Raw genomic sequence first — 25,073 nt, forward strand, 5'->3', positions numbered from 1 at the left:
TGCGCGGACGAAACAGACACCACCACCGCCACACGAAGCGGGCCGCCGGGATCCTGGGGAGGACAGACATGAAGGTTTCCATCAACGCGCGCGGCCCGCTTGGCCTCAGCCGGCTGTGCCTGACGTCGAGCGCCCTTGCGCTGGCGCTGACGGCTGCGCCCGCCCTGGCGCAGGACGCAGCCCCCGCCGCCGATGAGGCGACCGAGCAGGCCGAAGCGGCCGAGCAGGACCAGTCCATCGTCGTCGTCGGTTTCCGCGCCTCGCTGCAGAGCGCTGTGTCGGCCAAGAAGGACCGCGACCAGATCGTCGAATCGATCACGGCGGAAGATATCGGCCGGTTGCCCGATGCGTCGATTGCCGAATCGATCGCCCGCCTGCCCGGCCTGACGTCGCAGCGCGTTTCGGGCCGGTCGAACTCGATCTCGATCCGCGGCTTTGCGCCGGATTTCTCCACCACCCTGCTGAACGGCCGCGAGCAGACCTCGACCGGCGACAACCGCGCGGTGGAATATGACCAGTATCCGTCGGAAGTGATCAACCAGGTGCTGGTATACAAGACGCCGATGGCGTCGATCGTCGGACAGGGCCTGTCCGGCACGGTCGACCTGCGCACCGTTCGCCCCCTGGATGTGGGCAAGCGCACGATCGCGGTTGGTGGTCGTGGCACCTATGCCGATCTGGGCAAGCTGAACGCCGGGTCGAAGGAGTTCGGCTATCGCGTCAACGGCGTCTATATCGACCAGTTCGCCAACGACACCATCGGCATCGCGCTGTCGGCCAGTTATGTGAACGAGCCGTATCAGATCCAGGAATTCGAAGCCTGGGGCTATGCGGCCACGGGCGCGAATGGCGCCCCGCCCTATGTCATCGGCGGATCCAAGTCGTTCGTCACGTCGACCGAACTGGCCCGGCTTGGCCTGCAGGGCACGTTGCAGTGGCGGCCCAGCCCCAATTTCACCAGCACGTTCGATGCCTTCTATTCGGATTTCTCTGACAACCAGATCAAGCGCGGCATCGAATTGCCGCTGGCGTTCAACGGCAACCCGCTCACCATCACGCGCACCAGCAGCGACGGCATCCTGGTCGAGGAAGGCAGCTTTGCCAATGTCGAGGGCGTCGTTCGCAACGATGCGTTCCAGCGCAAGGCCAAGCTGTATTCGTTCGGCTGGAACAACAGCTGGAAGGGCGATGACGGCTGGAACGTGCAGGTCGACCTGTCGCTGTCCAAGACCGACCGCAACGAGCTGGTGCTGGAATCGAACGCCGGCACGGGCCGCGGCGCGGGCGTCGGCGCACAGGACACGATCGGTTTCGTGACCAGCCCGGACGGGACGGTGTTCAGCCCGCGGCTTGATTATTCCGACTGGAACCTGATCCGGCTGACCAGCCCGCTTGGCTGGGGCGGCGATCAGACCGCGGTCGACGGCCGGCGCATCCGGGGCGGCCAGGACGGGTACTACAACAACCGCATCGTCGAGGACGAGCTGCGCCAGTATCGGGTCGAGATCGAGAAGGAGATGGACGGCGCACTGCGATCCATCCAGTTCGGCCTGAACTACACCGACCGCAGCAAGCAGCTGACCCCGGACGAGGCGTTCCTGGGCCTGGTCGCCAATACCGACGGCCTGACCAGCGTGATCGTGCCGGAGCAGTATCGCCTGTCGCCGACCAACCTGTCCTATCTGGGGCTGGGGCCGATGATCAGCTATGATCCGACGCGGCTGTTGGCCGACGGCATCTATCAGCTGGTGCCCAACCCCTATGGCGACGTGATCGTCAAGGCGTTCCGGGTTCAGGAACGGCTGATGACCAGCTATCTGCAGGGCAATCTGGATGCGCCGGTGGGTGCATCGACGCTGACCGGCAATTTCGGCGTCCAGGCGATCTTTGCCGAGCAGAAGTCGCGCGGCGCCACGGCATCGTTCATCGGCACCAATCCGAACGGATCGCCCAATGTGCAGGGCACGCCGCGGAACGAGGGTGCGGATTATGTCGATGTGCTGCCCAGCGTGAACCTGTCGCTGCGCACGCCGAGCGATTTCGTCATCCGCATGGGCCTGGCCCGCGAGATCATCCGGCCGCGGCTGGAAGATATGCGGGCCAGCACCAGCTATGGCGTGACCATCGGCGATCTGGGCGGGATCACCAACCCGTTGCCGGGCCGGACCTATGGCACGGTGCGTGGCGGTGCGGGCAATCCCCAACTGCGGCCGTGGCGCGCCAATGCCGCCGATCTGACGTTCGAGAAGTATTTCGGGCGGACCGGCTACATCGCGCTGCAGCTGTTCTACAAGCAGCTCGAAACCTATATCTACAACGCCGACATCCCATTCGATTTCACCGGGTTCCCGATTGCGCCGCAGGGCGTCGATCAGAACGGCAATCCCATCATCATCAACTATCAGGGCTTCATCAACGGCCCGATCAATGGTGAGGGCGGCGACCTGTATGGCGCGGAACTGGCCGGCACCCTGCCCTTCAACGTCTTTACCGAGGCGCTGGACGGCTTTGGCGTGACGGGCGGCGTTTCCTATACCGAAACGAAGATCAGCCCGACGCCGGGTGCCCCGTCGGAGGATATTCCGGGTTATTCGAAGTGGGTGGCGAATGGCACCGCGTTCTTCGAAAAATGGGGCCTGAACGCTCGCGTTTCCGCCCGGTATCGGTCGAGCTTCATCGGTGAGCTGTCGGGCTTCGGTGCCGTCCGCCAGCGTCGCCGAGCGCGGGATGAAACCATCCTCGACGCGCAGATCGGCTATGACTTCCAGGAAGGAAGCGCCCTGTCCGGCCTGTCCCTGTTCGTTCAGGGCCAAAACCTGACCAACGAGCCGTTCGTCACCACCTTCCCCGAGGATGACCGGGCCGTGGTGAACTATCAGACCTATGGCCGCCGGTTCCTGGCAGGGGCGAATTTCCGCTTCTGATCGGGGGACGCGCCGTCGGCGGCGGGGATGATCCCCCGCCGCCGGCAGCCGGCAGGATCATCGGGAGAACCGACGTGACCGACACTCCAGCCCGACATATCGTCATTGCCGGTGGCGGCACGGCCGGGTGGATGGCGGCGGCTGCGCTTTCCCGCTTTCTGGGGCGCGAGTGGCGCATCACGCTGATCGAATCCGAAACGATCGGCACGGTGGGCGTGGGCGAGGCGACCATTCCGCCGATCCGCACGTTCAATGCGGGCCTTGGCATCGACGAGGCCGAGTTCGTCCGCGAAACCCAGGGCAGTTTCAAGTTGGGCATCCGGTTCGACGGATGGTCGGCACCCGGCGAAAGCTACATCCACGCCTTTGGCGCGATCGGGCGGCCGCTGGGCCTTCTTCCATTTCTCCCCTACTGGCTTCGTCATCGCATGGGTGGTGGCGAGGCCGATTTTTGGGATTTCTCTCCCTCGGCGCTCGCTGCCGCCGCCAATCGCTTCGGCATGCTGGAACAGCGGGCGGACGGGCCGCCGATCGGCCTTGCCCATGCCTATCATTTCGATGCCGGCCTCTATGCCCGGTTCCTGCGTCGTTATTCGGAGGCGCGCGGTGTCGAGCGGACCGAAGGGCGCATCGTCAGCGTCGAGCGACAGGCAGAGGGCGGCGATGTCGCCGCGCTGATGCTGGACAGGGAACGGCGCGTTGCGGGCGACCTGTTCATCGATTGCACTGGCTTTCGCGGCCTGCTGATCGGCGAGGCGCTGGGCGTCGGCTATCAGGACTGGCGGCACTGGCTGCCCTGTGACCGGGCGGTCGCGGTGCCGTGCGAGCGGGTCGAACCGCTGACCCCGTTCACCCGCGCCACCGCGCGCGAGGCGGGATGGCAATGGCGCATCCCGCTGCAACACCGGACGGGCAATGGCCTGGTGTATTCCAGCGCCCATCTGAGCGATGCCGTGGCGACCGAAACGCTGATGGCGAACCTTGACGCGCCGGCCACGGCCGAACCGCGCCTGTTGCAGTTCGTGACCGGGATGCGCGACCGGGCATGGTCGCACAATGTCGTCGCGCTTGGCCTGTCCGGCGGATTTCTGGAGCCGCTGGAATCGACCAGCATCCACCTGATCCAGACGGGCATCGCGCACCTGCTTCAGTTCCTGCCCGGTGGACAGGATGCGGCGGAGCGTCGGGACGCGTTCAACCGGCAGATGGCGCATGAGTTCGTCAGCGTGCGAGATATGCTGATCCTGCATTACCATGCAAACAATCGGCCGGGCGAGTTCTGGGCCGCGTGCCGGGCAATGGCGGTTCCCGACAGCCTGACCCGGCGGATCGCCCTGTTCCGCGAGGCGGGCCGCGTCGTCCGGTTCAACGAGGAGCTGTTTACCGAGGATGGCTGGACCCAGGTGATGCTGGGTCAGGGCATCCTGCCCGGCGGCTATCACCCGCTGGCCGATCAGTTGAGCGAGGCGCAGCTTTCCGAGTTTCTGACACTGGCCGGAACTCATGCCCGGCGACAGGCCGATGCGCTGCCCCCCCATGCCGATTTCGTTGCGGCCCATTGCGCCGCCACCCCAATTCAGACCGAAAGGGCGTTTGCGTGACACGTGTTTCCCGATGGATGGCGGGCATTGCCGCCGCCGCAGCGATGCTGCCCCAGATCGCCCTTGCGCAACAGGCGGCGCCGGCCGAAACCAGGGCGCTGCGCCAGCGGCTGCCGCAGGATGAGGTCATCTATTTCCTGTTGCCCGACCGGTTCGAGAATGGCGACCCGGCGAACGACCGGGGCGGCATCAGCGGCGACCGGATGGCGCATGGGTTCGACCCCGCGCACAAGGGGTTTTACCATGGCGGCGACCTGAAAGGGCTGATCCAGCGGCTGCACTATATCCAGGCACTGGGCGCGACGGCGATCTGGGTTGCGCCGATTTTCAAGAACAAACCCGTGCAGGGCGGGCCGGGCCAAGAATCGGCGGGTTATCACGGATATTGGGTGACCGATTTTACCCAGGTCGACCCGCATTTCGGCAGCAATGCCGATTTCAAGGCGCTGGTCGATGCCGCCCATGGCCGGGGCATGAAGGTGTATATGGACATCATCGCCAATCACACGGCCGATGTGATCCAGTACCGCGAATGTGGCGATTGCGCCTACCGCACCCGTGCGGACTATCCCTATTCCCGGCAGGGTGGCGTGAAGGGCAAGGCGATCAACCCCGGCTTTGCGGGGGACCAGGTGATGACGGCGGGCAATTTCGCCCGGCTGACCGAACCGACATGGGCCTATACCCCCTATGTCCCGCAGGCCGAGCGGAACGTGAAGGTGCCCGCATGGCTGAACGACCCCATCCACTATCACAATCGCGGCAACACGACGTTCGAGAATGAAAGCTCGACCATGGGCGATTTCGTCGGTCTGGATGACCTGATGACCGAAAGCCCCGTGGTGGTTCAGGGGATGATCGACATTTTCGGCAGCTGGATCGACCGGTTCGGCATTGACGGGTTCCGCATCGATACCGCCCGCCATGTGAACCCGGAATTCTGGCAGAAGTTCGTGCCGGCCATGCGTCAGCGGGCAAAGGAAAAGGGCATTCCCAATTTCCACATTTTTGGCGAAGTGGCGCTGGATGGGGTCAATCCCGGCGGGCTGGCACGCTTTACCCATGTCGACCGCTATCCCGCGGTGCTCGATTTCGCGTTTCGCAGCGCGGTGATCGAAAGCATTGCCGGCAAGGGCGGTACCGACCTGTTCGTCCGGCTGCTCGACGGCGATGCACTGTATGCCGAGGGGGCGGATATCCTGCCGACCTTTACCGGCAATCACGATGGCGGCCGGTTCGGCCATTATGTCCGCAAGGCGTTTCCAAAGGCGGGCGATGCCGAGGTGCTGGCGCGGGTGGAGCTGGCCCATGCGTTCATGTTCGGCCTGCGCGGGGTCCCGACGATCTATTCGGGCGATGAACAGGGCTTTGCCGGGGACGGCATCGATCAGGACGCGCGCGAGGACATGTTCCCCAGCAAGGTCGCCGTGTACAACGACAATCGCCTGATCGGCACCGACAAGACGACGGCGGCGAGCAATTTCGACACGGGCCACCCGCTGTTCCGCGCCTTTGCCCGGCTGGCGGCGATCCGCAAGGACAGCGCGGCGCTGCGCCGGGGCAGGACCCTCGTCCGCGCCTATGGCAAGGAACCGGGGCTGTTTGCCGTATCGCGGTTCGACCCGGATACGGGCGCGGAAACGCTGCTGTTGTTCAACACCGGCACCAAACCGGTCAGCGGCAATGTGGAAGTGGACCCGGCAACGCGCGGCTTCACCGCAAAGCACGGACCATGCGCCAGCGTCACCGCCCCGGGCAGCGCGGCCTATGCCCTGCCCGCCCTAGGCTATGCGATCTGCGAGGCGACCAAGTGAACGCGCCCGACATGAACGGCATGACCCCGGCCAAGGCCGCCCACGAATGGTGGCGCGGTGCCGCGATCTATCAGATCTATCCCCGCAGCTTTCAGGATTCGAACGGCGATGGGGTCGGCGACCTGCCGGGCATCACGCAGCGGCTGGGCCATGTCGCGTCGCTGGGCGTGGATGCGATCTGGCTGTCGCCCTTCTTCACCTCGCCGATGAAGGATTTCGGATATGACGTCAGCGATTATTGCGATGTCGATCCGATTTTCGGAACGCTGGAGGATTTCGACGCGCTGGTCGCCCGCGCCCATGCGCTGGGCCTGAAGGTCATCATCGATCAGGTCTATTCCCATACCAGCGACCAGCATGACTGGTTCGCAGAGAGCCGGTCGAGCCGGACCAATGCCAAGGCGGACTGGTATGTGTGGGCCGATGCCCGCCCGGATGGCAGCCCGCCCAACAACTGGCAATCGGTGTTCGGCGGCCCCGCCTGGACATGGGACGCACGACGCGGGCAATATTATCTGCACAATTTCCTCGCCAGCCAGCCGCAGATGCACGTTCACAACCGCGAGGTGCAGGACGCGTTGCTGGCCACGGCGCGGTTCTGGCTGGAACGCGGCGTCGACGGGTTCCGCGTCGATGCAATCAACTTTGCGATGCACGATCCCGAACTGCGCGACAATCCGCCCGCGCCGGATACGGGCAAGCCGCGCACGCGCCCGTTCGATTTCCAGCAGCATATCCATAACCAGTCCCATGCCGACATCCCGCTGTTCCTGGAGCGGCTGCGCGGCGTGCTGGACGAATATGGCGCGACCTTTACGGTGGCAGAGGTGGGCGGGCCGGACCCCGATCCGGAGATGAAGGCGTTCACTGCCGGTGGCCGGCGGCTGAACAGCGCGTACAGTTTCGACTTCCTCTATGCCGACCGGCTGGACGGCAGCCATGTTGCCGAGGCGCTGGGCCGGTGGCCGGAACAGCCGGGAACGGGCTGGCCAAGCTGGGCATTCGAAAATCACGATGCGCCGCGCGCCATTTCGCGCTGGGCATCGCCTGATCAGGCCGCAGCCTTTGGGCGGATGAAAACGACGCTGCTGGCGTGCCTGCGCGGCAATATCTTCCTTTATAATGGCGAGGAGCTGGGCCTGACCCAGGTGGATATCGCGCAGGAGGATCTGCGCGATCCCGAAGCCATCGCCAACTGGCCCATGACGCTGAGCCGCGACGGCGCGCGCACGCCGATGGTGTGGGAAGCGGACACGCCCGGCCATGGCTTTTCGGGCGCACGGCCTTGGCTGCCCTTTGGCCCGGATCACCCGGCGCTGGCGGTGGACCGGCAGGAGCGCGATCCCCAGTCGATGCTGGCCCAGACGCGGGCGGCCCTGTCGCTGCGCAACGGGCACCCGGCGCTGCGCTGGGGCGAGATGACGGTGATCGAGGCGTCGGCCGGGCATATCGTGTTCGAACGGACGCTGGGTGCGCAGCGGATGCGATGTGCGTTCAACCTGACCGACCAGGCGATGACGTGGACCGGCGGCAATGGCCGGATCGCCATGGCAGTGAACGGGGCGACGGCGAACGAATTGCCAGCCCATGGTGCGATCGTCATAGAATCCGACCGGTAGGCAATCGGAGGGAAGGACGGGGCGATGGTGCGCGGGATGCTATGCCTGGGTGCGGCGGCGATGCTGACCATCGCCGGGCCGGTCGGTGCACAGGATGTTGCCGCCATCCGCCCTGCGGATCGCAACGGCACGCTGGTGCAGGTACAGCCGATCGCATCGCGGCACACCGCATCCCCCCGCCTGACCATCTGGTTGCCGCGTGGCTATCCCGCGGCCCGCACCCGCTATCGCGTGCTGTACATGCCCGACGGCCAGAACCTGTTCGATCCCAAGCTGTCGGGATATGGCAAGGTGTGGGGCGCCGATGTCACGGCCCAGCGGCTGATCGACGAGGGCGCGGCAAAGCCGTTCATCATCGTCGGTACGTGGAATGCGGAGGGCGACCGGTATCGCACCTATCTGCCCGACAGCCTGTATCGTGCGGCCAAGGGGCACGAACGGGCCGAGATGGTGCGCAGTGCCGACAGCAAACCCGTCGTTTCGGCGGGGTATCTCCGCTACCTGACCAGCGAGCTGAAGCCGTGGGTGGACCGGAATTACCGCACCCTGCCCGGCCCGTCGGATACCGCGATCATGGGGTCGAGCATGGGCGGCCTGATTTCGGTCGAGGCGCTGGCCAAATATCCGCGCGTGTTCGGCCGGGCCGGGGCGCTGTCGATCCACTGGCCGATGGGCGATCCGCGCAGGATGAATCCCGAAGGCGCGGGGATAAAGGCGCTTTGGAAAATCTATCTGACCCGCACGCTTGGCGCGCCCAGGGGGCGGCGGCTGTGGATCGATCGGGGCACGGCAACGCTGGACCAGTATTACGGCCCTTACTTCGATCGCGGGGTCGAAAGCCTGACGGCCGCAGGGTGGCGCCAGGGCAGGGATTTCCGGGCCGAAGTTTATCACGGGACCGAACATGACGAGCGGGCCTGGGCCGAGCGGCTGGACGAGGTGATGGCGTGGCTGTGGAGCGATGACGGGTGAGCGGGACGGCGCACCATGTCGTCATCCTGGGCGGCGGCACGGCCGGGTGGATGGCGGCGTGCCTGATCGCGCATCACGGGCACGGGCGCAGGGTTGCCGTGACCGTGGTGGAAAGCCCGGACATCGGCATCATCGGCGTGGGCGAGGGATCGACGCCGCACCTCAAGCATTTTTTCGATACGCTGGGCATCGCCGAACGCGAATGGATGCCGGCGTGCGATTCGACGTACAAGACCGGGATCCGGTTCAACGGATGGGGCGGCAATGACGGCCCGGCCAGCTATTTCCACCCCTTCCCCACCGAAATCGACCGGCATAGCGAACCGGATTTCCTTGCCGCCTGTGCCGCGCGCCGGCGCGGAGAGGATGTACCGGCCCATCCCGACGACTGGTATCTGGCCGCGTGGCTGGCCGCCCATGGCCGCGCACCGATCGCACCCGGTCATTTCCCGTTCCGCATCGGATACGGATATCATTTCGACGCGCACAAGGTGGGGACGTTCCTGCGCGGACGGGCGACGGCGATGGGCGCCATGCACCTGTCACGCACGGTCGACCGGGTCGAGGTGACGGGCGAAGGGACGGTCGCCGCGCTGATCCTGGATGGCGGGGAACGGCTGGCCGGGGACTTTTTCATCGACTGTTCCGGCTTTCGCAGCCTGATCCATCAACAGGCGCTGGGCGTGCCGTTCCTGCCGTTCGCCGACAATCTGTTCAACGACCGGGCCGTGGTCGCCCCCACCCCCCTGCCCGACGGAGAGATTGCGCCGCAGACCGAGGCGACGGCGCTGTCCGCAGGCTGGGTATGGCGCATTCCGCTGACCAGCCGGGTCGGCAACGGCTATGTCCATTCCAGCCGCTATATCGACAAGGAAGCGGCCGAGGCGGAGTTTCGCCGTCACCTCGACCTGCCCGACGATCAGCCGGTCCGGTTCCTCGACATGAAGGTCGGCCGGGTCGCCGATAGCTGGGTTTCCAACAGCCTGGCCGTCGGTCTGTCGCAGGGGTTTCTGGAGCCGCTGGAGGCAACGGCGCTGCATATCGTGCAGGCGACGCTGGAGGCGTTCATCCAGACCTATTGGGATGGCGGCTTTACCCCCCGCCACCGCGACACGTTCAACCGCACGATCAATGCGCGGTACGAGGGCATCCGGGATTACATTGTGGCGCATTACCAGATGAACCGGCAGCAGGCATCCGGTTACTGGACCGATGCGGCGGGGATGGAGGCGCTATCCGATCCGCTGAAGCAGGTGATGACCGCCTGGTTCACGCAAGGCGATGTTGCCGCCACCGTCGAGCGGCTGGGCATTGCGCGGTACTATACGCCGATGAGCTGGCACGCCCTGATGGCCGGATACGGAACCTTTCCCGCCCGGTTGCGGCCCGCCGAAACGCGGATGCGGGACGTGGCGGAGGTGCGCCGGTTCATCGCCGCGTGTGGCAGCAATTTTCCGCCGCATCGGGCGGCACTGGCGCAGGCCCAGCACCTGGTCAGCGCATCGCTGCGCCCGCAATGACGGGGATCAATTCCCGTCGATCGCCAGCGGACCCAGGTCGCCCAGACCAACGGTGCCGCCGGCCATGGCCAGCATCCGGTCGAGGCTGCGCTTGGCCTTGATCCGCAGGCCCTCCTCGATCTCGATCCGCGGCTGAAGATCGCGCAGCGCCAGATACAGCTTTTCCATCGTGTTCAGCGCCATGTACGGGCAGATGTTGCAGTTGCAGTTGCCGTCCGCGCCCGGCGCACCGATGAAATTCTTTTCGGGCAGCGCCTTTTCCATCTGATGGATGATGTGCGGTTCGGTCGCGACGATCAGCGTGTCGCCGGGGAAATTCTGCGCAAACGCAAGGATGCCGCTGGTCGAACCGACATAATCGGCATGGTCCAGGATATGCGGCGGACATTCCGGGTGCGCGGCGACGGGCGCGCCGGGATGCTGCGCCTTCAGTTTCAGCAGCTCGGTTTCGCTGAACGCCTCATGCACGATACAGACGCCCGGCCACAGCAGCATTTCGCGGCCCATCTTGCGATTGATGTACCCGCCCAGATGGCGGTCAGGGCCAAAGATGATCTTCTGATCCTTTGGAATCTGGCTCAGGATCTTTTCGGCCGAAGAGCTGGTGACGATGATGTCGGACAATGCCTTCACCGCCGCCGAACAGTTGATGTAAGTGAGCGCGATGTGATCGGGATGCTGCGCCCGGAACGCCGCGAACTGCGACGGGGGGCAGCTGTCCTCCAGCGAACAGCCGGCGTCCATGTCGGGCAGCACCACGATCTTTTCGGGCGACAGGATCTTGGCGGTTTCGGCCATGAAGCGCACGCCGCAGAACGCGATGACATCCGCGTCCGTATCCGCCGCCTTTCGGCTGAGATCGAGAGAATCGCCGACGAAATCGGCCAGATCCTGAATCTCCGGCTTCTGATAATAATGGGCGAGGATGACGGCGTTGCGCTCTCGCTTGAGGCGCATGATCTCGTCCAGCAGATCGGTGCCCGTCGGCAGGGTCGGCGCGTTCATTGGGAAGTCCCTCCTCGCATGGTCGCCGCCCACATGGCCCGGATGAGCGCGGGGTTCAAGCCATGGGCGGAGCGGAACGTCAGCCGCGGTTGGCCAGCACCTCGTCCACCGGGCGGGTCACGTCCCAGCGTTCGCCGTCATCAATGCGGCGTTCGTTGGGAAAGGTGACGACCACCCGCGCATCGCCATAGCCCGTGGCGGCGAGCGGCATTGCCAGCACGCGGGCGACAGAGCGCCGGCCATATTCGCGCGCCTGTGCCATGCGTTCGGGCGAGCGGGCAGCGGCGCCAGCCCCGCTGGTGGCGGAGGCGGAGGCGCGGCGGGCCAGCGCCTGCCCCGCCGCACGGGTGACGAACAGGCCGTCGACTTCGGATACCGACACCGATCCTTCGTCGATATTCGGCGTACCCACGGTGACTTCGGGTGCATTGACGATCAGCGTGCGGCTGTCGGCATCCCATTGCAGGTCGCCGGGGCGGATCGCGGAAAGATCGACGAAATAATCGACGCTGTACGGCGCCTTGGTCACCAGCCGGGAACGGAGCACCCCGCCCCAGCGGACATCCTCTGCCGTCGCCTGGATGGTGCCGTTCAGGCGCGAGACGCGCAGCTCGCCCGCGCCGGACAGCCGGGCGGTGATGACGCGGGTAACGGCGACGCCGCTTTCGTCCCGCGTGACCACTTCGGTTTCCTGATGCCGCTGCCATGCCAGCCAGGCCAGCACCGCAAGGATCGCGGCAAGCAGGACGGCAATGGCGATCAACAATGGCTGACGGGCGAACGACCGGGTCATGACAAGCGCCATTCGTCCCCCGCCGCGGTGACAAGGCCGCGCCGCTGAAGGTCGATCAGATGCGCCAGCACCGATCGCTGCGCCGCGCCGACAAGGCGGGGATCAAGGCCGACATACATCCGGTCCACCATGGCGGAGATCGCCCCCACCCCTTCGCCCAGCAGGCGCAGGATCTGCCCCTCCCGCTGCTTGCGATGGCCGAGCAGGCCGCGCACGAATCGTTGCGGCCGTTCGATGGGATCGCCATGCGCGGGATAATAGACGCGGTCGTCCCGCGCCATCAGCCGTTCCAGGCTGACCAGATAATCGCCCATGTCCCCGTCGGGCGGCGCAACGACGCTGGTCGACCATCCCATGACGTGATCGCCGGTGAACAACGCGCCCGATTGTTCCAGCGCAAAGCACAGATGGTTCGACGTATGGCCGGGCGTTGCCAGTGCCGTCAGCGTCCAGCCGGTTCCCGCGACCTGATCGCCCTCTGCCAGCACGCGGTCGGGGGCATAGTCGCGGTCGAACGCGGCATCGGCGCGCGGCCCCGCATCGTCGATCGACAACGGTGCGCAGCCGATGATCGGCGCGCCAGTCGCGGCCCTGAGCGGCCGGCTGGCCGGGCTGTGGTCGCGGTGGGTGTGGGTGCACAGGATCGCCGCCAGCCGCCGGGTCCCCAGGGCCGCCAAGATGGCGTCCAGATGGGCGGGATCGTCCGGGCCGGGATCGATCACCGCCGCATCGGCATCGCCGACGACCAGATAGGTCTGCGTCCCCGTATAGGTATAAGGCGACGGATTGGGCGCCAGCACGCGCAGGACCAGCGGATCGATCCGCATCGCGATGCCGGTGGGGGGAACAGTCATGGACAGGACATGGCCATGGCCACCCGGTGAGGCAAGAGCGGATGGCGCACGCGGGCCGGTGACGAACGGGGCCGCCCCGCGAAGGATCGGGACGGCCCCGCCGGAACCGGCCGGAAGCAATCTGGGGTTAACTTCCGCTCCGGCCCCGCCCCTCCCCAGGGGTCGACGGCAATGGCCGGGGGCTTACTCCTCCGGCGACTGCTGTTCCTGTGCGATCTCGCGGATCGCTTGATCGATCCCGGCCAGCGCCTCGCGCTTCTGATCGGCGGACAGGCTGTCCTGCATCTCGATCGACTTGCGGGCATGGCGCAGGCCCATCATCGCGCTGCTGAGGCCCATGGTCCGCGAGCGCAGCGCCAGCACCCGCGCACCATTGGCATCAGCCATGGCGACATCGGCAAGTTTGGTGGCGTTCAGGGTCATTGCCTCGATCCGGTCGGTGCAGATGACGGTAACCGACTTGCCACCCGCCTTGTCATCCTTCCGCTGTACCATCATCCCGTCGCCCTTGCCGCACTTGCCCTCGCGGATTTCGGGGATCTGGATTTCGGGCATCCGGGCCAGCCGCTCGGCATCCTCCCGCGACAGCTTCGCTTCGGCTACCAGCCGGTCCAGTTCCTTCTGGTCCAGGACGCGATCGACGCTGAGGACCAGATTGTCCCCCTTTTTGAAGCGAATGATCTTGACCGGCTGCTTCCCTTCGCCGTCCGCCGACGCTGGCTTGTCCGGTGCCTGCGGAGTGGCGGGTTCGGCGACAGGCGCCGGTCCGGGGGCCGCGGTCTGAACCGGTGCAACCGGGGCCAGCGGCGCGATGGCGGAAGGCAGGTCGATCGCGGCCAGTTCGACGCCGGTGGCGCGTTCTACGCCTTCGCGCATTTTTTCGGCGGCGGCGGTGCCCGATGCGGTCAGCGCAAGTCCGGCCAGCGCAATTCCCGTCAGGGTGATGCCCCCGGCGACGACGCGGCTGCGGGGGGTCGGTTCGTGTTTAGTCAGCATCTTCAGCCTCCCTTTGAGGTCGTTTATCGTATGCAGATGACAGGCCGCCGAGACCGCGCCCCCATGCGCGCTCTTGACGATCGCACGGCCATAAGCGTGCCGCAGCGATTGGGGTCGACCGGCGAGCACCAGGGCATCGCAGGCCAGTTCCTGATCAGCGCGAAAGGCGCGATATGCCCGCCACGCGACCGGATTGAACCAGTGAAGGGCAAGCATCGCGAGCGCCGCCCAGTTGGCGATCAGATCGCCGCGCGCGTGATGGCCAAGCTCATGCGCCAGCGCGAGGGCGCGTTCCTGTTCGTCATAGCGTTCCCCGAAATCGCTGGGAAAGGCGATCGTCTTTCGCCAGATGCCAAAGGCGAGCGGGCCGGTGGTCTCGTCCGTTTCGATAACCCGGACCGTCCCATCGGCAACGACCGATCGTAGCCGCGCACTGCGCTGAAGCCGCGCGACGAACAGGGCATGCGCCGCCAGATGATAGCCAAGGAACGCGATACCGCCGACGATCCACAGTGCGATCAGCAGCGCAGCGACCGGGGCGCCGTCCGTGACAAGCGTCGGCGGCACCAGGGCGATCGGCACGCCGTCCCCCGCCAAAGCGAGCGGGATCGCCCGGTCGGTGAGGTCAGCCGGCAGCGCGGACGGATCCAGCGCGCCCGCCACGACCTCCGCTGCGCGCATGCGCTCTACCGCCGGGGCGAACAGCGCACTCCACTGCCAGTCGCCGGGCAGCGGCGGCAGCACCATGCGCGCCAGCGGGATCGACCATAGCGCATAGGCGATATGCGGTCCGAACCGCGCCCGCACCGGCCCCCGGATCGCCAGGACCAGCAGCATCAGCAGCGTCGTCGCCACCAGCGTTTCCACCGCCCAGCCGATCATTGCTTCAGCTCCCGCAGCAGGGCCTCGATCTCGGCAATGTCATCCGCGGTCAGGGCATCGCGCTCTGCCATATGAGCGACCAGCGGGGTCAGACGCCCGCCGAACAGGCGGTCCATCAGGCGGCGGGATTCGCCGTCCACATAATCCTCGCGCGCCACCAGCGGGCGATAGCGATAGCGGCGGCCATCCTCTTCATGCGCAATGATATTCTTCGCAAGCAGGCGGCCGAGCAGCGTCTTGACGGTGTTCGCGCTCCAGTCGCGTTCCGCCGGAATGCGCTCCACCACTTCCTGTGCCGTCAGCGGGCTGTCCTCCCACAGGACCTCCATCACCGCATGTTCGGCATCGCTGATCCGTTCCGACATTACGACTCCCCAATGAACAAACCCACGACTACGGTTGTAATCGACTTGATTACATCTGTAGTCAATAGGCTGAACGCAAAATGAATGTCTCGCTATCGGAACAAGCCGGCCCGATGCCCGTTGCCCATCCGCGCCGCCCAAGTTACGGGCAGGAGACCAAAATGAGGGATTGGCCGGCACTTGTCCGCGCCGCGGGGGATGACGTGATGAATGAGGCCGCATTGATCACACCCGTCATCCTGTCGGGCGGTTCGGGCACGCGCCTGTGGCCGATGTCACGGCCGGAGATGCCGAAACAGATGCTGGCGCTGACCGGCGATCAGACGATGCTGCAGATGACGGCACTGCGGACCGCCGATGCAGAGGCGTTTGCCGCGCCGCTGGTCATCGCCAATGCGCAGCACGCCGACCTGATCCAGCAGCAGCTGGAAGACGTCGGCATCCGTCCGGCGGCCATTGTGCTGGAACCGATGGGCCGCAACACTGCCCCTGCCATCGCGCTGGCCGCGATTGCCGCAGGCGGGGGCGATGCGATGCTGCTGGTGATGCCATCCGACCATGTCATTGCGGACGCTACCGCCTTTCATGCGGCCATTGCGGCGGCCCGGCCGATGGTGGAACAGGGATGGCTGGTGACGTTCGGCATTCAGCCCGATGCCCCCGAAACCGGCTATGGCTGGATCAAGGTGGGCGACCGGATGGCCGACGGCGTGCACCGCGTCGACCGGTTCGTGGAAAAGCCGCCGCTGGACAAGGCAGAGGCGATGCTGGCCAGCGGCGATCATGCCTGGAATGGCGGCATCTTCCTGTTCAGGGCCGATGCGTATCTGGCAGCGCTGGACCAGTTTGCCCCTGTGATGCGCAGCGCCGCGACAGAGGCGATCGAGCTGGCCCGGCATGACGGTATAGCCATTCACGCCGACGCCGACGCCTTTGCGCGGTCGCCATCCGATTCCATCGACTATGCCGTCATGGAACGTGCCGATCGGGTCGCGGTCGTCCCCGTTTCGATGGGGTGGAGCGATGTCGGCAGCTGGGATGCGCTGCACGCGATCAGCGCGTCCGACGCAGCGGGCAATGCGCACAAGGGCGATGTGATTGCCATCGATACCGAGCGGTGCTTGGTCCAGACCGACGGGGTGCGGATCGCCATGGTCGGGGTCGAGGACCTGATCGTGGTGGCCAGTGGCAAGAATGTGCTGATCCTGCCCCGCGGCCGCAGCCAGGAGGTCAAGCGGCTGATCGAGGCGATGAAAAAGGGCAGCTGATCGAATGGCAGGCGCAGGCGCCTGTCGAAAATCCTTACAGCCAGCAGGCAGCGCCCTGCCCCGTTAACCAGCGAACCCGTTGATATCCGGACAAGCGCCACGATTGGCACGGTGGGTGCAGCGGTAGGGGCAGCGAGCGCAAGAACGCTTCAATGGCGGGTCGATGACCATCCGATCTCTCATCGGCCCGCCAACCCGCTAACGCCCCAGCCCAAATAAAAACGGCCGGCCGCGCCCGGATATGCCGAACGCTGACCAGCCGATTTCACCCGTCAATCAGGACCGATCAGTTTGCGTCCTGACCGGCGACCAGCGCGGCAAGTTCGCCGCTTTCGAACATTTCCATCATGATGTCCGACCCGCCGACAAATTCGCCGCGGACATACAGCTGCGGGATGGTCGGCCAGTCGGAATATTCCTTGATCCCCTGACGGATGCCCTGATCCTGAAGCACGTCGACGCTTTCAAACTCGGTGCCCAGATGGTTGAGGATCGCTACTGCGCGGCTGGAAAATCCGCACTGGGGGAATAGCGGGCTGCCCTTCATGAACAGCACCACGTCGTTGGATTTTACGAGCCCGTCGATGCGGGCATGTGTGTCGTCGCTCATTGCCTTACTCCTTGACCGGCACGGCCGTTGTCAGTTGCAGCGCGTGCAGCACGCCGCCCATCCGCCCGCCCAGCGCGGCATAAACCGCTTGATGCTGACGCACGCGGGGCATTCCGCGGAAACTCTCGCTCGTCACCCGCGCGGCATAATGGTCGCCATCGCCGGCCAGATCGGTAATTTCCACCTCCGCATCGGGGATCTCCTGCCGGATCAGCGTTTCGATCTCGCTGGCTGCCATCGGCATCGGCGTCAGTCCTGCGCTTCGATCAGCTGGCGGCGCGCCTCGATCGTCATCAGATCGAGCGCCGCACGGATTTCGGCGTCCGAAATCTCGACACCCGCACCAGTCAGATCGCCGAGCAGCTTGCGCACGACATCCTCGTCGCCCGCTTCCTCGAAATCCGCCTGGACCACCGACTTGGCATAGGAATCGGATTCCTCCGGCGTCAGGCGCATCTTTTCGGCCGCCCATTGGCCGAGCAGCTTGTTGCGGCGGGCATTCACCCGGAACTGAAGCTCGTTGTCATGCGCAAACTTCGCCTCGAAAGCCCGTTCGCGGTCATCAAAAGTCGTCATTCGGTCGCATCCCCTGTGCGCTGATCCTGTCCAGTGTGGCAGATAGGCAGCATGATCGCGGCTGGCAACGGGGCGATCAGTCCATCGTGACGACCAGCTTGCCGATCACCTGACGCGCGGCCATGCGGGCGATGGCATCGCCGCCGCGTTCAAGGGGAAAGGTTTCGCTGATGCGCGGAGCAATGCGCCCTTCCCGCCAGAGCGCAAACAGCGTGTCGACATGGGCGCGATGCGCCGCCGGATCGCGCATTGCAAAGGCACCCCAGAACACGCCGCAAACATCGCAGCTTTTCAGCAGTGTCAGGTTGAGCGGCAGTTTCGGAATGCCCGCCGGAAAACCGACGACCAGATAGCGCCCGGCCCAGCCGATCGAACGAAGCGCCGGTTCGGCATAATCGCCGCCCACCGGATCATAGATGACGTCCGCCCCGGCCGCACCAACCGCAGCCTTGAACTGTTCCGCCAGCGCGCGCTGACCATCCCGGTCAAGCGGACCGCGCGCATAGACGACGACTTCGTCGGCCCCGGCCTGCCGCGCCGCCTCCGCCTTTTCCGGGCTGGAGACCGCAGCGACGACCCGCGCGCCGAACGCCTTGCCCAGTTCCACAGCGGCAAGGCCGACGCCGCCCGCCGCGCCCAGCACCAGCAACGTCTGGCCGGCAGCGATACGGCCGCGATCGACCAGCGCATGGATGCTGGTGCCATAGGTCAGGACGAGCGCCGCCCCTTCCGCAAAGGACCGCCCCTCGGGCAGGGGCAGGAGCTGGGCCGCGCTGACAGCGATCCGTTCCACCATCCCGCCATGGCCCGGAACGGCCATCACGCGGTCGCCGACCGACCAGCCGGTAACGCCCGGCCCGATGCTGTCGATCACGCCGGCAATTTCTCCGCCGGGGGCAAAGGGACGCTGGGGCCGGAACTGATACTGATCCTGGATGATCAGGACGTCGGGATAATTGATCGCACAGGTATGGACCCGGACCACCACCTGCCCCGGACCCGCCACCGGATCGGGCAGGTCGGCCAGTTCCAGAGTTTCAGGTCCGCCCGATTCCCGTGACAGCAAGGCCCGCATCACCGCTCTCCCGCTTGATCCAGGGCCGCTTGGCAGCGACCATGGATTCATAATTCGAAATTGCGGTATCTTTTGCCAGTGTCATCCCGATTTCGTCCAGCCCCTGCATCAGGCACTGTCGACGAAACGGATCCATGGTGAATTCGAACCGGTCCTGAAAGGCGGTCGTCACCGTCATCGTTTCCAGATCGATGGTGATCGCGTCCGTCCGCGCCACATCGACCAGCCGGTCGATCGCCGCCTGAGGCAGTTCGATGGTAACGATGCCGTTCTTGAACGCATTACCGGAATAGATGTCGGAAAAGCTGGGGGCGATCACGGCCCGGATGCCCATGTCCTCCATCGCCCAGGCGGCATGCTCGCGGCTGGACCCGCAGCCGAAATTCTCGCCCGCGATCAGGATGGGCGATCCGGCATAGCGGGGATCATCGAACAGGTTGCCCGGCTCTGCGCGCACGGATTCGAACGCGCCCCGCCCCAGCCCCTCACGGCTGACCGTTTTCAGCCAATGGGCAGGGATGATGATGTCGGTGTCGATATTCTTGGCGCCCCAGGGATAGGCGCGCCCCTCGACCCTGGTCACGGCTTGCATCGCTGGGCAGCTCCGGTCTGGCGTTGGCGGCAGGCGCCGTTATTCGGCGGTTTCGGCAGCCGCTTCGCTGACCGGGGTACGGCCCTTGGCAGCGGAAGCGGCATAGGCGGCGGCGATGCCGCTGATGATGGTGCCGGCGACAAGCAGCACGATGACACGCTTCATGGACGATCCCCTCCCATCAACTCCCTGACATCGGTCAGCCGCCCGGTCACTGCCGCGGCGGCGGCCATGGCGGGCGACACGAGATGGGTTCGTGCGCCCGGCCCCTGCCGTCCTACGAAATTGCGGTTCGAAGTGGAAGCGCAGCGTTCGCCGGCCGGCACCTTGTCCGGATTCATCGCCAGGCACATGGAACAGCCCGGTTCGCGCCATTCGAAGCCGGCATCGGTAAAGATGCGGTCCAGCCCCTCTGCCTCCGCCTGCCGCTTGACCAGCCCCGATCCAGGTACGATCAGCGCCTGACGGATGGCGCTGGCAACGCGGCGACCCTTTACCACCGCAGCGGCGGCACGCAGATCCTCAATCCGGCTGTTGGTGCAGCTGCCGATAAAGATATGCTCGACCGCCACGTCCTGCATCCGCGTGCCGGGTTCCAGGCCCATATAGGCGAGCGATTTCCGGGCCGCCTCGCGCTTGGACGGGTCGGCAAAGCTGTCGGGATCGGGGACGCTGCCGGTAATCGGCACCACATCCTCCGGGCTGGTGCCCCAGGTGAGCGTGGGGGCGATATCCTGTGCATCGATCAGTACGACCCGGTCATATTCGGCGCCGGGATCGCTGGCCAGCGTGCGCCAATAGGCGACGGCCCGGTCCCACTGCTCGCCCCGCGGCGCCATCGGCCGGCCCTTCAGATAGGCAAAGGTCGTGTCATCCGGGGCGATCAGGCCGGAACGCGCGCCCCCCTCGATCGACATGTTGCTGATGGTCAGCCGCCCCTCGACCGACAGGGCGCGGATCACTGCTCCGGTATATTCGACGACATAGCCGGTGCCGCCGGCAGCACCCGTGCGGCCGATGATGTGCAGCACCACATCCTTGGCCGTGACGCCCGGCCCAAGCGTGCCGTCGACCCGGATTTCCATGGTTTTCGATTGCTTGAGCAGCAGCGTCTGCGTGGCGAGCACATGCTCCACCTCGCTGGTGCCGATGCCGAATGCGAGCGCACCCAGCGCCCCGTGCGCGCTGGTATGGCTGTCGCCGCAAACCAGCGTGGTGCCCGGCAGGGTAAAGCCCTGTTCCGGCCCGACGACATGGACGATCCCCTGCCGTTCGCTGAGCGCGTCGATATAATCGATGCCGAATTCCGGCGCGTTGCGGCGCAGCGCCGCCAGCTGCTGTGCCGAGGCGGGATCGGCGATCGGCAGTTCATGGCCCGCCGCATCGACCCGCGCCGTTGTCGGCAGATTATGGTCGGGCACCGCCAAGGTCAGGTCCGGCCGGCGGACGCGGCGGCCATTGGCGCGAAGGCCGTCGAACGCCTGCGGGCTCGTCACCTCATGCACCAGATGCCGGTCGATGAAGATCAGACAGGTGCCATCGTCCCGGCGCTCGATCACGTGATCGGCCCAGATCTTTTCGTACAGGGTCAGCGGTTTGGAGGCCATGATGCCGCTCCCTTAACCTTTTCGGTCGCAGGAGCAAGCATCGGCGACATTTTCGGGCGCGAAGCTGGTCTATTTCCCCGCATCGACAATGGCGTCGATCAACGCCGGATAGGCCTCTGCCCCCGTCGACCGGTTGAACAGCCCGAACGCATGGTTGGTGGTATAGCCATTGTCCCAGTACATCGGGACCAGCCCCCGCTGACGCGCCGAGCGCGTGACATAGCGGTTCCACGCGGTGCGATAGGTGCCCGCAGGATCATATTCGGTGCGCAGGATCGCGCCATATTCGCCCAGGATGACCGGAACCCCCTTATCCACGAACGTCGTTTTCATCTTGTCGAACTGCGCGTCGGTATAGGCTTCTCCGCCCCAGTTGGGCGTGTTGGCCGGATTGGTCGCACCCGATCCCCATTGCCACAGCGTGCTCTTTTCATTGAGCGCAAAGTCATAGGGGTCGTAATAATGGACCTCCATCATCAGGCGGCCCGATGCGCTGTCCACCGGCAAGGTGGCGTTGCACGCGACGGTGAAATCGATGTTGGTGTTATAGCCCTGAACCACCAGAAAGCGGTTGGCATTGTTGCCGCCGGTCGCCCGCACCGCCTCGACAAACGCCTGGTTGAACCCGCGCTGGACCGTGCAGTTTTCGGTCGTCGGCGCGGAATAGACGTCGGTGACCATGATCTCGTTGGTGCCGGCAAAGACCAGTCGATCATCATAATCGCGAAACCGGGTCGCAATTTGCGTCCAGTAACTGCGCAGCCGGGCCGTCGCCTCGTCCCGCGCGGCATTGGTTGGTTGCAGCCAGCCGCCATCCCAGTGGACGTTGATCATCACGGTCAGGCCAGCGGCGCGCGCATCGTCCACCACCTGTTGCACCCGATTGAGCCACGCGGCGCCGATCCGGTCGCTGCCATCGGCATATTGCCGCCAGGCGACGGGGATGCGGACGCTCTTGAACCCCGCCGCTGCGACGGCGTTCAACAGCTGGCGGTTGACCGCGGGATTGCCCCAATGGGTTTCCTGGGAAACGGTGAACGGCGCGCCGGTGGCATTGATCGCCTCCAGCGAGTTACCGAGGTTCCAGCCCGGCGACATGGCGGCGGCGAAGCTGGTTGCTGTCGTCGACGGTGACGGAGAAGGCGACGGCGCAGGCGCTGGCGCAGGTGCGGGCGGTGCAGGCGGGCTGACCGTCGGGGCGGGCGTTGGCGCTGATGCGACCGGCCCGGCCGATGCGCTGCCCCCCGACCCGCCGCAACCGGCGACCAGCAATGCCGCAGCGCCCAGCAACGGCAGGCGCGCCCGTACCGAAAAACCCTTCATAACCCCTCCACTGCGGCGTTTGGTCTATCCCGCTACCGCTAACATTTATCATATCTTTCAGGGTTGGGAAGAGCGTGTGACCGGCCCGACATAATCCGGGTCGTGGGCAAAGGGCATTCGCGCCCCGGTGCTGAGCGCGGACAGGATCGATGCGAAATCGGTGTCGAAGCGAAAGCCAAGGTCGCGCTGAATCGCGCCGGAATCATAGACGCGGCCGATGCTGGACGGCAGTTGCCAACCCCGTGCCGCATAGCGGGCAGCGGCGTCGGGAAAGTGCCGGGCGATGACGGCGGGCGCATCCTGTTTCAGCGCCGCCGCCTCCTCACGGGTGAGGGGCGTCGGCGCGCTGACCAGATAGGTGGCACAGCCGATCCGGGGCGCGGCGTCCAGCGCGGCAATATGGGCGCGCGCCGCATCCTCCACCGTCAGGCGGCGGTTCAGAAATTCGTTGGCCTTCAGATTTTCGCCCGGCGGATCGCCATGGGTGTCGTCGCCTTCAGGAAAGAAACGCCCTGTTCTCAGGATGATGGCGCTCAACCCTTGCGTGGCATGGTAAAGCCGGACGAGCTGTTCCGCGGCATATTTGGTGACGCCATAGATGTTGCGCGGCTCAATCGGCCCGCTGGTTTCATCCAGCCAGACCGCAGCATCCCCCGCCTCGTCCCGGATCGCCTGGCTGATCATCAGGGATGTCGTGGAAGTAAAGACGAACCGGTCATGGCCGGCCGCGACCGCCGCCTGCAGCAGATTGAGCGTGCCGGTGATGTTGACGTCGACAAATGCCTGCGCCGGATAGCGCGCGATATCGGGCTTGTGCAGCGCGCCGGAATGAATGACCGCGCGGACGGCGTGGTCGGCGAACACCCGGTCGATCAGCGCGCGGTCGGCAACCGATCCGATCACCTGTGTATCCGCGCCCGGCGCGACGTCGAGGCCGACGACCCGGTGCCCCGCATCGCGCAGCATCGGGGCGAGGAACCGGCCAAGCCAGCCGGAGGAACCAGTGAGCAGGATCGTCATGGACCAGGACGAGTGGCAAAAATCACCGCGACTGTCGAGCGATACGACGCCAGCGGGCCGGCCGGCCTCCGCATGGCTTGCATGACGTTGGCACGCGGCTAAGCTGACTGAACTCAATGGGGAAATCACCGACCGATGCGTTCAGCCATTTTTGTCGCCAGCCTTGCCGCCTGCACGCTGATCCTGCCTGCCACCGCACAGACGCCGCCCGCCGCCGAAAAGGCAGAGGCAAAGGGCGATGCCGCCATCCCGCCACCGGTTCGGTCCGAAACGCGGCACACCGGCACCTTTGGCGGCCAGCGGATCAGTTATCGCGCGATTGCGGGCGACACTTATCTCAAGGACAAAGACGGCAAGCCGCTCGCCTCGATCACGTCCTATACCTATCTGAAGGACGGGCCGGTCGATCCCAACCGGCCGGTCACGTTTCTGTGGAACGGCGGGCCGGGTTCGGGATCGCTGTGGCTGCACATGGGCGCATTCGGGCCGCGCCGCGTGGTCGTGCCCGGCGATGCAAAGGACGACGGCGCCCCGCCCTTTCCGGTGATCGACAATGCCGAATCGCTGCTGGATGTCACCGACCTGGTGTTCATCGACCCCGTCGGCACCGGGTTCAGCCGCGCGCTCGGCAAGACCGACCCCAAGGATTATTGGGGCGTGACCCAGGACGCCAAGTCGATGGCGGAGTTCATCCGACTGTGGCTGAACGAACATGGCCGCTGGAATGCGCCCAAATATATCGGCGGCGAAAGCTATGGCACAACGCGATCGGCGGCGGTGATCCGCGAGCTGGAGGGCAGCTATACCGACGTCACGGTCAACGGCATCATCCTGATTTCCGCGATCCTGGATTTCAGCCAGGCGGCGGATTCGCCGGGGAACGAACTGGGCTATGTCACCAACCTGCCCAGCATGGCGGCGACCGCATGGTATCATGGCAAGGTGGCGGACAAGCCCGCGACGGTCGAGGCGTTTGTCGAGGAGGCACGCGCCTTTGCCATCGGCCCCTATGCCACCGCGCTGCTCAAGGGAAACAGCCTGAGCCAGGCGGAGCGACAGGCGATCCTGCCGCAGCTGTCGCGCTTTACCGGCGTCAGCCAGGCGTATCTGGCCAATGCCGATCTGCGGCTGACGCCCGGCCGGTTCTACAAGGAGCTGCTGCGCGATCGCGGTCAGACGATCGGGCGGCTGGATACGCGCTACACCGGCCGCGACTATGACAATGCGGGCGAGGAGCCGGACAATGACCCCAGCTTTTACGGCATCGACGGGGCCTATACCGCGGCGATGAACCAATATGCGCGCGAGGTGCTGAAATACTCGCCCGACGTGACCTATTCCGCGATTGGCGGCGTGCGCGACTGGGACTGGAAAATCGGCGGCCCGCGCGGCGGCGAGGGGTATCTGAACGTCGCGCCGTGGATCGGACAGGCCTTGCGCGAAAACAGCCGCCTGCGCGTCTGGGTGGGCCAGGGCTATTATGATTTCGCAACGCCGTTCTTTGGCGCGGAATATTCATTGAACCGCACCGGGATGCCCATGGATGGCCGCATCCAGTGGCATTACTATCACGCCGGGCACATGATGTACGTGCGCGACGAGGATCTGAAGAAACTGTCCGCCGACCTGCGCGCCTTTATCCGGGCGCGCTGACCGG

At 65.5% G+C, this 25,073-nt stretch carries 22 protein-coding genes; 8 read left to right on the plus strand and 14 right to left on the minus strand.

Features of this window, described 5'->3' with window-relative positions; genetic code table 11:
* Positions 1-68 precede the first annotated feature (68 nt).
* The 6 genes from ACNI3Q_RS03975 (at position 69) to ACNI3Q_RS04000 (ending at position 10,450) form a co-directional block, all read left to right on the plus strand.
* Positions 69-2,924, plus strand: coding sequence for a TonB-dependent receptor (locus ACNI3Q_RS03975; protein WP_426274109.1), 2,856 nt, complete (start codon positions 69-71; stop codon positions 2,922-2,924).
* Positions 2,925-3,055: 131 nt separating this feature from the next.
* Positions 3,056-4,525, plus strand: a complete 1,470-nt coding sequence (locus ACNI3Q_RS03980; protein ID WP_426274205.1) for a tryptophan halogenase family protein — start codon at positions 3,056-3,058, stop codon at positions 4,523-4,525.
* Between the two features lie 17 nt (positions 4,526-4,542).
* Positions 4,543-6,339, plus strand: a complete 1,797-nt coding sequence (locus tag ACNI3Q_RS03985; protein ID WP_426274207.1) for an alpha-amylase family glycosyl hydrolase — start codon at positions 4,543-4,545, stop codon at positions 6,337-6,339.
* Positions 6,340-6,350: 11 nt separating this feature from the next.
* Complete coding sequence (locus ACNI3Q_RS03990; protein WP_426274209.1) at positions 6,351-7,958, plus strand: alpha-amylase family glycosyl hydrolase; 1,608 nt, start codon at positions 6,351-6,353, stop codon at positions 7,956-7,958.
* Between the two features lie 24 nt (positions 7,959-7,982).
* Positions 7,983-8,930 (plus strand): alpha/beta hydrolase, encoded by a 948-nt coding sequence (locus tag ACNI3Q_RS03995; protein WP_426274110.1) that lies wholly within the window; start codon positions 7,983-7,985, stop codon positions 8,928-8,930.
* A complete protein-coding gene (locus ACNI3Q_RS04000; protein ID WP_426274111.1) occupies positions 8,927-10,450 on the plus strand; it encodes a tryptophan halogenase family protein in 1,524 nt (507 codons plus the stop codon). Before ACNI3Q_RS03995 ends, ACNI3Q_RS04000 begins: the two co-directional genes overlap by 4 nt.
* Before the next feature lie 6 nt (positions 10,451-10,456).
* Here ACNI3Q_RS04000 and nadA read toward each other — a convergent pair whose 3' ends face one another.
* From nadA to ACNI3Q_RS04025, 5 genes are all read right to left on the minus strand, one after another.
* Positions 10,457-11,455, minus strand: coding sequence for a quinolinate synthase NadA (gene nadA / locus ACNI3Q_RS04005; protein WP_426274112.1), 999 nt, complete (start codon positions 11,453-11,455; stop codon positions 10,457-10,459).
* A gap of 79 nt (positions 11,456-11,534) precedes the next feature.
* On the minus strand, positions 11,535-12,248 hold the full coding sequence (locus ACNI3Q_RS04010; RefSeq protein WP_426274113.1) for a DUF4230 domain-containing protein: 714 nt from the start codon (positions 12,246-12,248) through the stop codon (positions 11,535-11,537).
* Positions 12,245-13,102: an MBL fold metallo-hydrolase gene (locus ACNI3Q_RS04015; RefSeq protein WP_426274114.1), complete on the minus strand. Its 858-nt coding sequence runs from the start codon at positions 13,100-13,102 to the stop codon at positions 12,245-12,247. The genes ACNI3Q_RS04010 and ACNI3Q_RS04015 overlap by 4 nt, the downstream gene beginning before the upstream one ends.
* A gap of 183 nt (positions 13,103-13,285) precedes the next feature.
* The gene (locus ACNI3Q_RS04020) at positions 13,286-14,980 is read right to left on the minus strand and encodes a M56 family metallopeptidase (RefSeq protein WP_426274115.1); all 1,695 of its coding nucleotides are present in this window, start codon (positions 14,978-14,980) and stop codon (positions 13,286-13,288) included.
* Positions 14,977-15,345 carry a BlaI/MecI/CopY family transcriptional regulator gene (locus ACNI3Q_RS04025; protein ID WP_426274116.1) on the minus strand — a complete coding sequence of 123 codons (369 nt, stop codon included), beginning with the start codon at positions 15,343-15,345 and terminating at the stop codon, positions 14,977-14,979. The genes ACNI3Q_RS04020 and ACNI3Q_RS04025 overlap by 4 nt, the downstream gene beginning before the upstream one ends.
* A 206-nt stretch (positions 15,346-15,551) precedes the next feature.
* On the opposite strand from ACNI3Q_RS04025, the gene ACNI3Q_RS04030 reads away from it, so the two are divergent.
* The gene (locus ACNI3Q_RS04030) at positions 15,552-16,613 is read left to right on the plus strand and encodes a mannose-1-phosphate guanylyltransferase/mannose-6-phosphate isomerase (RefSeq protein ID WP_426274211.1); all 1,062 of its coding nucleotides are present in this window, start codon (positions 15,552-15,554) and stop codon (positions 16,611-16,613) included.
* A gap of 286 nt (positions 16,614-16,899) precedes the next feature.
* On the opposite strand, the gene grxD is transcribed toward ACNI3Q_RS04030, so the two are convergent.
* The 9 genes from grxD to ACNI3Q_RS04075 form a co-directional block, all read right to left on the minus strand.
* Positions 16,900-17,223: a Grx4 family monothiol glutaredoxin gene (gene grxD / locus ACNI3Q_RS04035; protein WP_426274117.1), complete on the minus strand. Its 324-nt coding sequence runs from the start codon at positions 17,221-17,223 to the stop codon at positions 16,900-16,902.
* Between the two features lie 4 nt (positions 17,224-17,227).
* Entirely contained in the window at positions 17,228-17,467 is a 240-nt protein-coding gene (locus tag ACNI3Q_RS04040; protein ID WP_426274119.1) for a BolA/IbaG family iron-sulfur metabolism protein, read from the minus strand.
* A 5-nt stretch (positions 17,468-17,472) separates the two neighbouring features.
* Positions 17,473-17,799, minus strand: a complete 327-nt coding sequence (locus tag ACNI3Q_RS04045; protein WP_260019226.1) for a DUF1476 domain-containing protein — start codon at positions 17,797-17,799, stop codon at positions 17,473-17,475.
* Between the two features lie 76 nt (positions 17,800-17,875).
* Entirely contained in the window at positions 17,876-18,874 is a 999-nt protein-coding gene (locus ACNI3Q_RS04050) for an NADPH:quinone oxidoreductase family protein (protein ID WP_426274121.1), read from the minus strand.
* A complete protein-coding gene (gene leuD / locus ACNI3Q_RS04055; RefSeq protein WP_426274123.1) occupies positions 18,837-19,466 on the minus strand; it encodes a 3-isopropylmalate dehydratase small subunit in 630 nt (209 codons plus the stop codon). Before leuD ends, ACNI3Q_RS04050 begins: the two co-directional genes overlap by 38 nt.
* Before the next feature lie 39 nt (positions 19,467-19,505).
* Entirely contained in the window at positions 19,506-19,631 is a 126-nt protein-coding gene (locus ACNI3Q_RS04060) for a hypothetical protein (RefSeq protein WP_426274125.1), read from the minus strand.
* Entirely contained in the window at positions 19,628-21,073 is a 1,446-nt protein-coding gene (gene leuC, locus ACNI3Q_RS04065) for a 3-isopropylmalate dehydratase large subunit (protein ID WP_426274127.1), read from the minus strand. The genes ACNI3Q_RS04060 and leuC overlap by 4 nt, the downstream gene beginning before the upstream one ends.
* 69 nt (positions 21,074-21,142) lie before the next feature.
* Positions 21,143-22,396 carry a glycoside hydrolase family 5 protein gene (locus ACNI3Q_RS04070; protein ID WP_426274129.1) on the minus strand — a complete coding sequence of 418 codons (1,254 nt, stop codon included), beginning with the start codon at positions 22,394-22,396 and terminating at the stop codon, positions 21,143-21,145.
* Positions 22,397-22,453: 57 nt separating this feature from the next.
* Complete coding sequence (locus tag ACNI3Q_RS04075) at positions 22,454-23,416, minus strand: NAD-dependent epimerase/dehydratase family protein (protein WP_426274131.1); 963 nt, start codon at positions 23,414-23,416, stop codon at positions 22,454-22,456.
* 135 nt (positions 23,417-23,551) lie between these two features.
* Here ACNI3Q_RS04075 and ACNI3Q_RS04080 point away from each other — a divergent pair, with 135 nt between their 5' ends.
* Positions 23,552-25,069 carry a S10 family peptidase gene (locus tag ACNI3Q_RS04080; protein WP_426274133.1) on the plus strand — a complete coding sequence of 506 codons (1,518 nt, stop codon included), beginning with the start codon at positions 23,552-23,554 and terminating at the stop codon, positions 25,067-25,069.
* Positions 25,070-25,073 lie beyond the last annotated feature (4 nt).

It is taken from the genome of Sphingomonas eleionomae (genome assembly GCF_049889035.1).
Taxonomy (GTDB): domain Bacteria; phylum Pseudomonadota; class Alphaproteobacteria; order Sphingomonadales; family Sphingomonadaceae; genus Sphingomonas.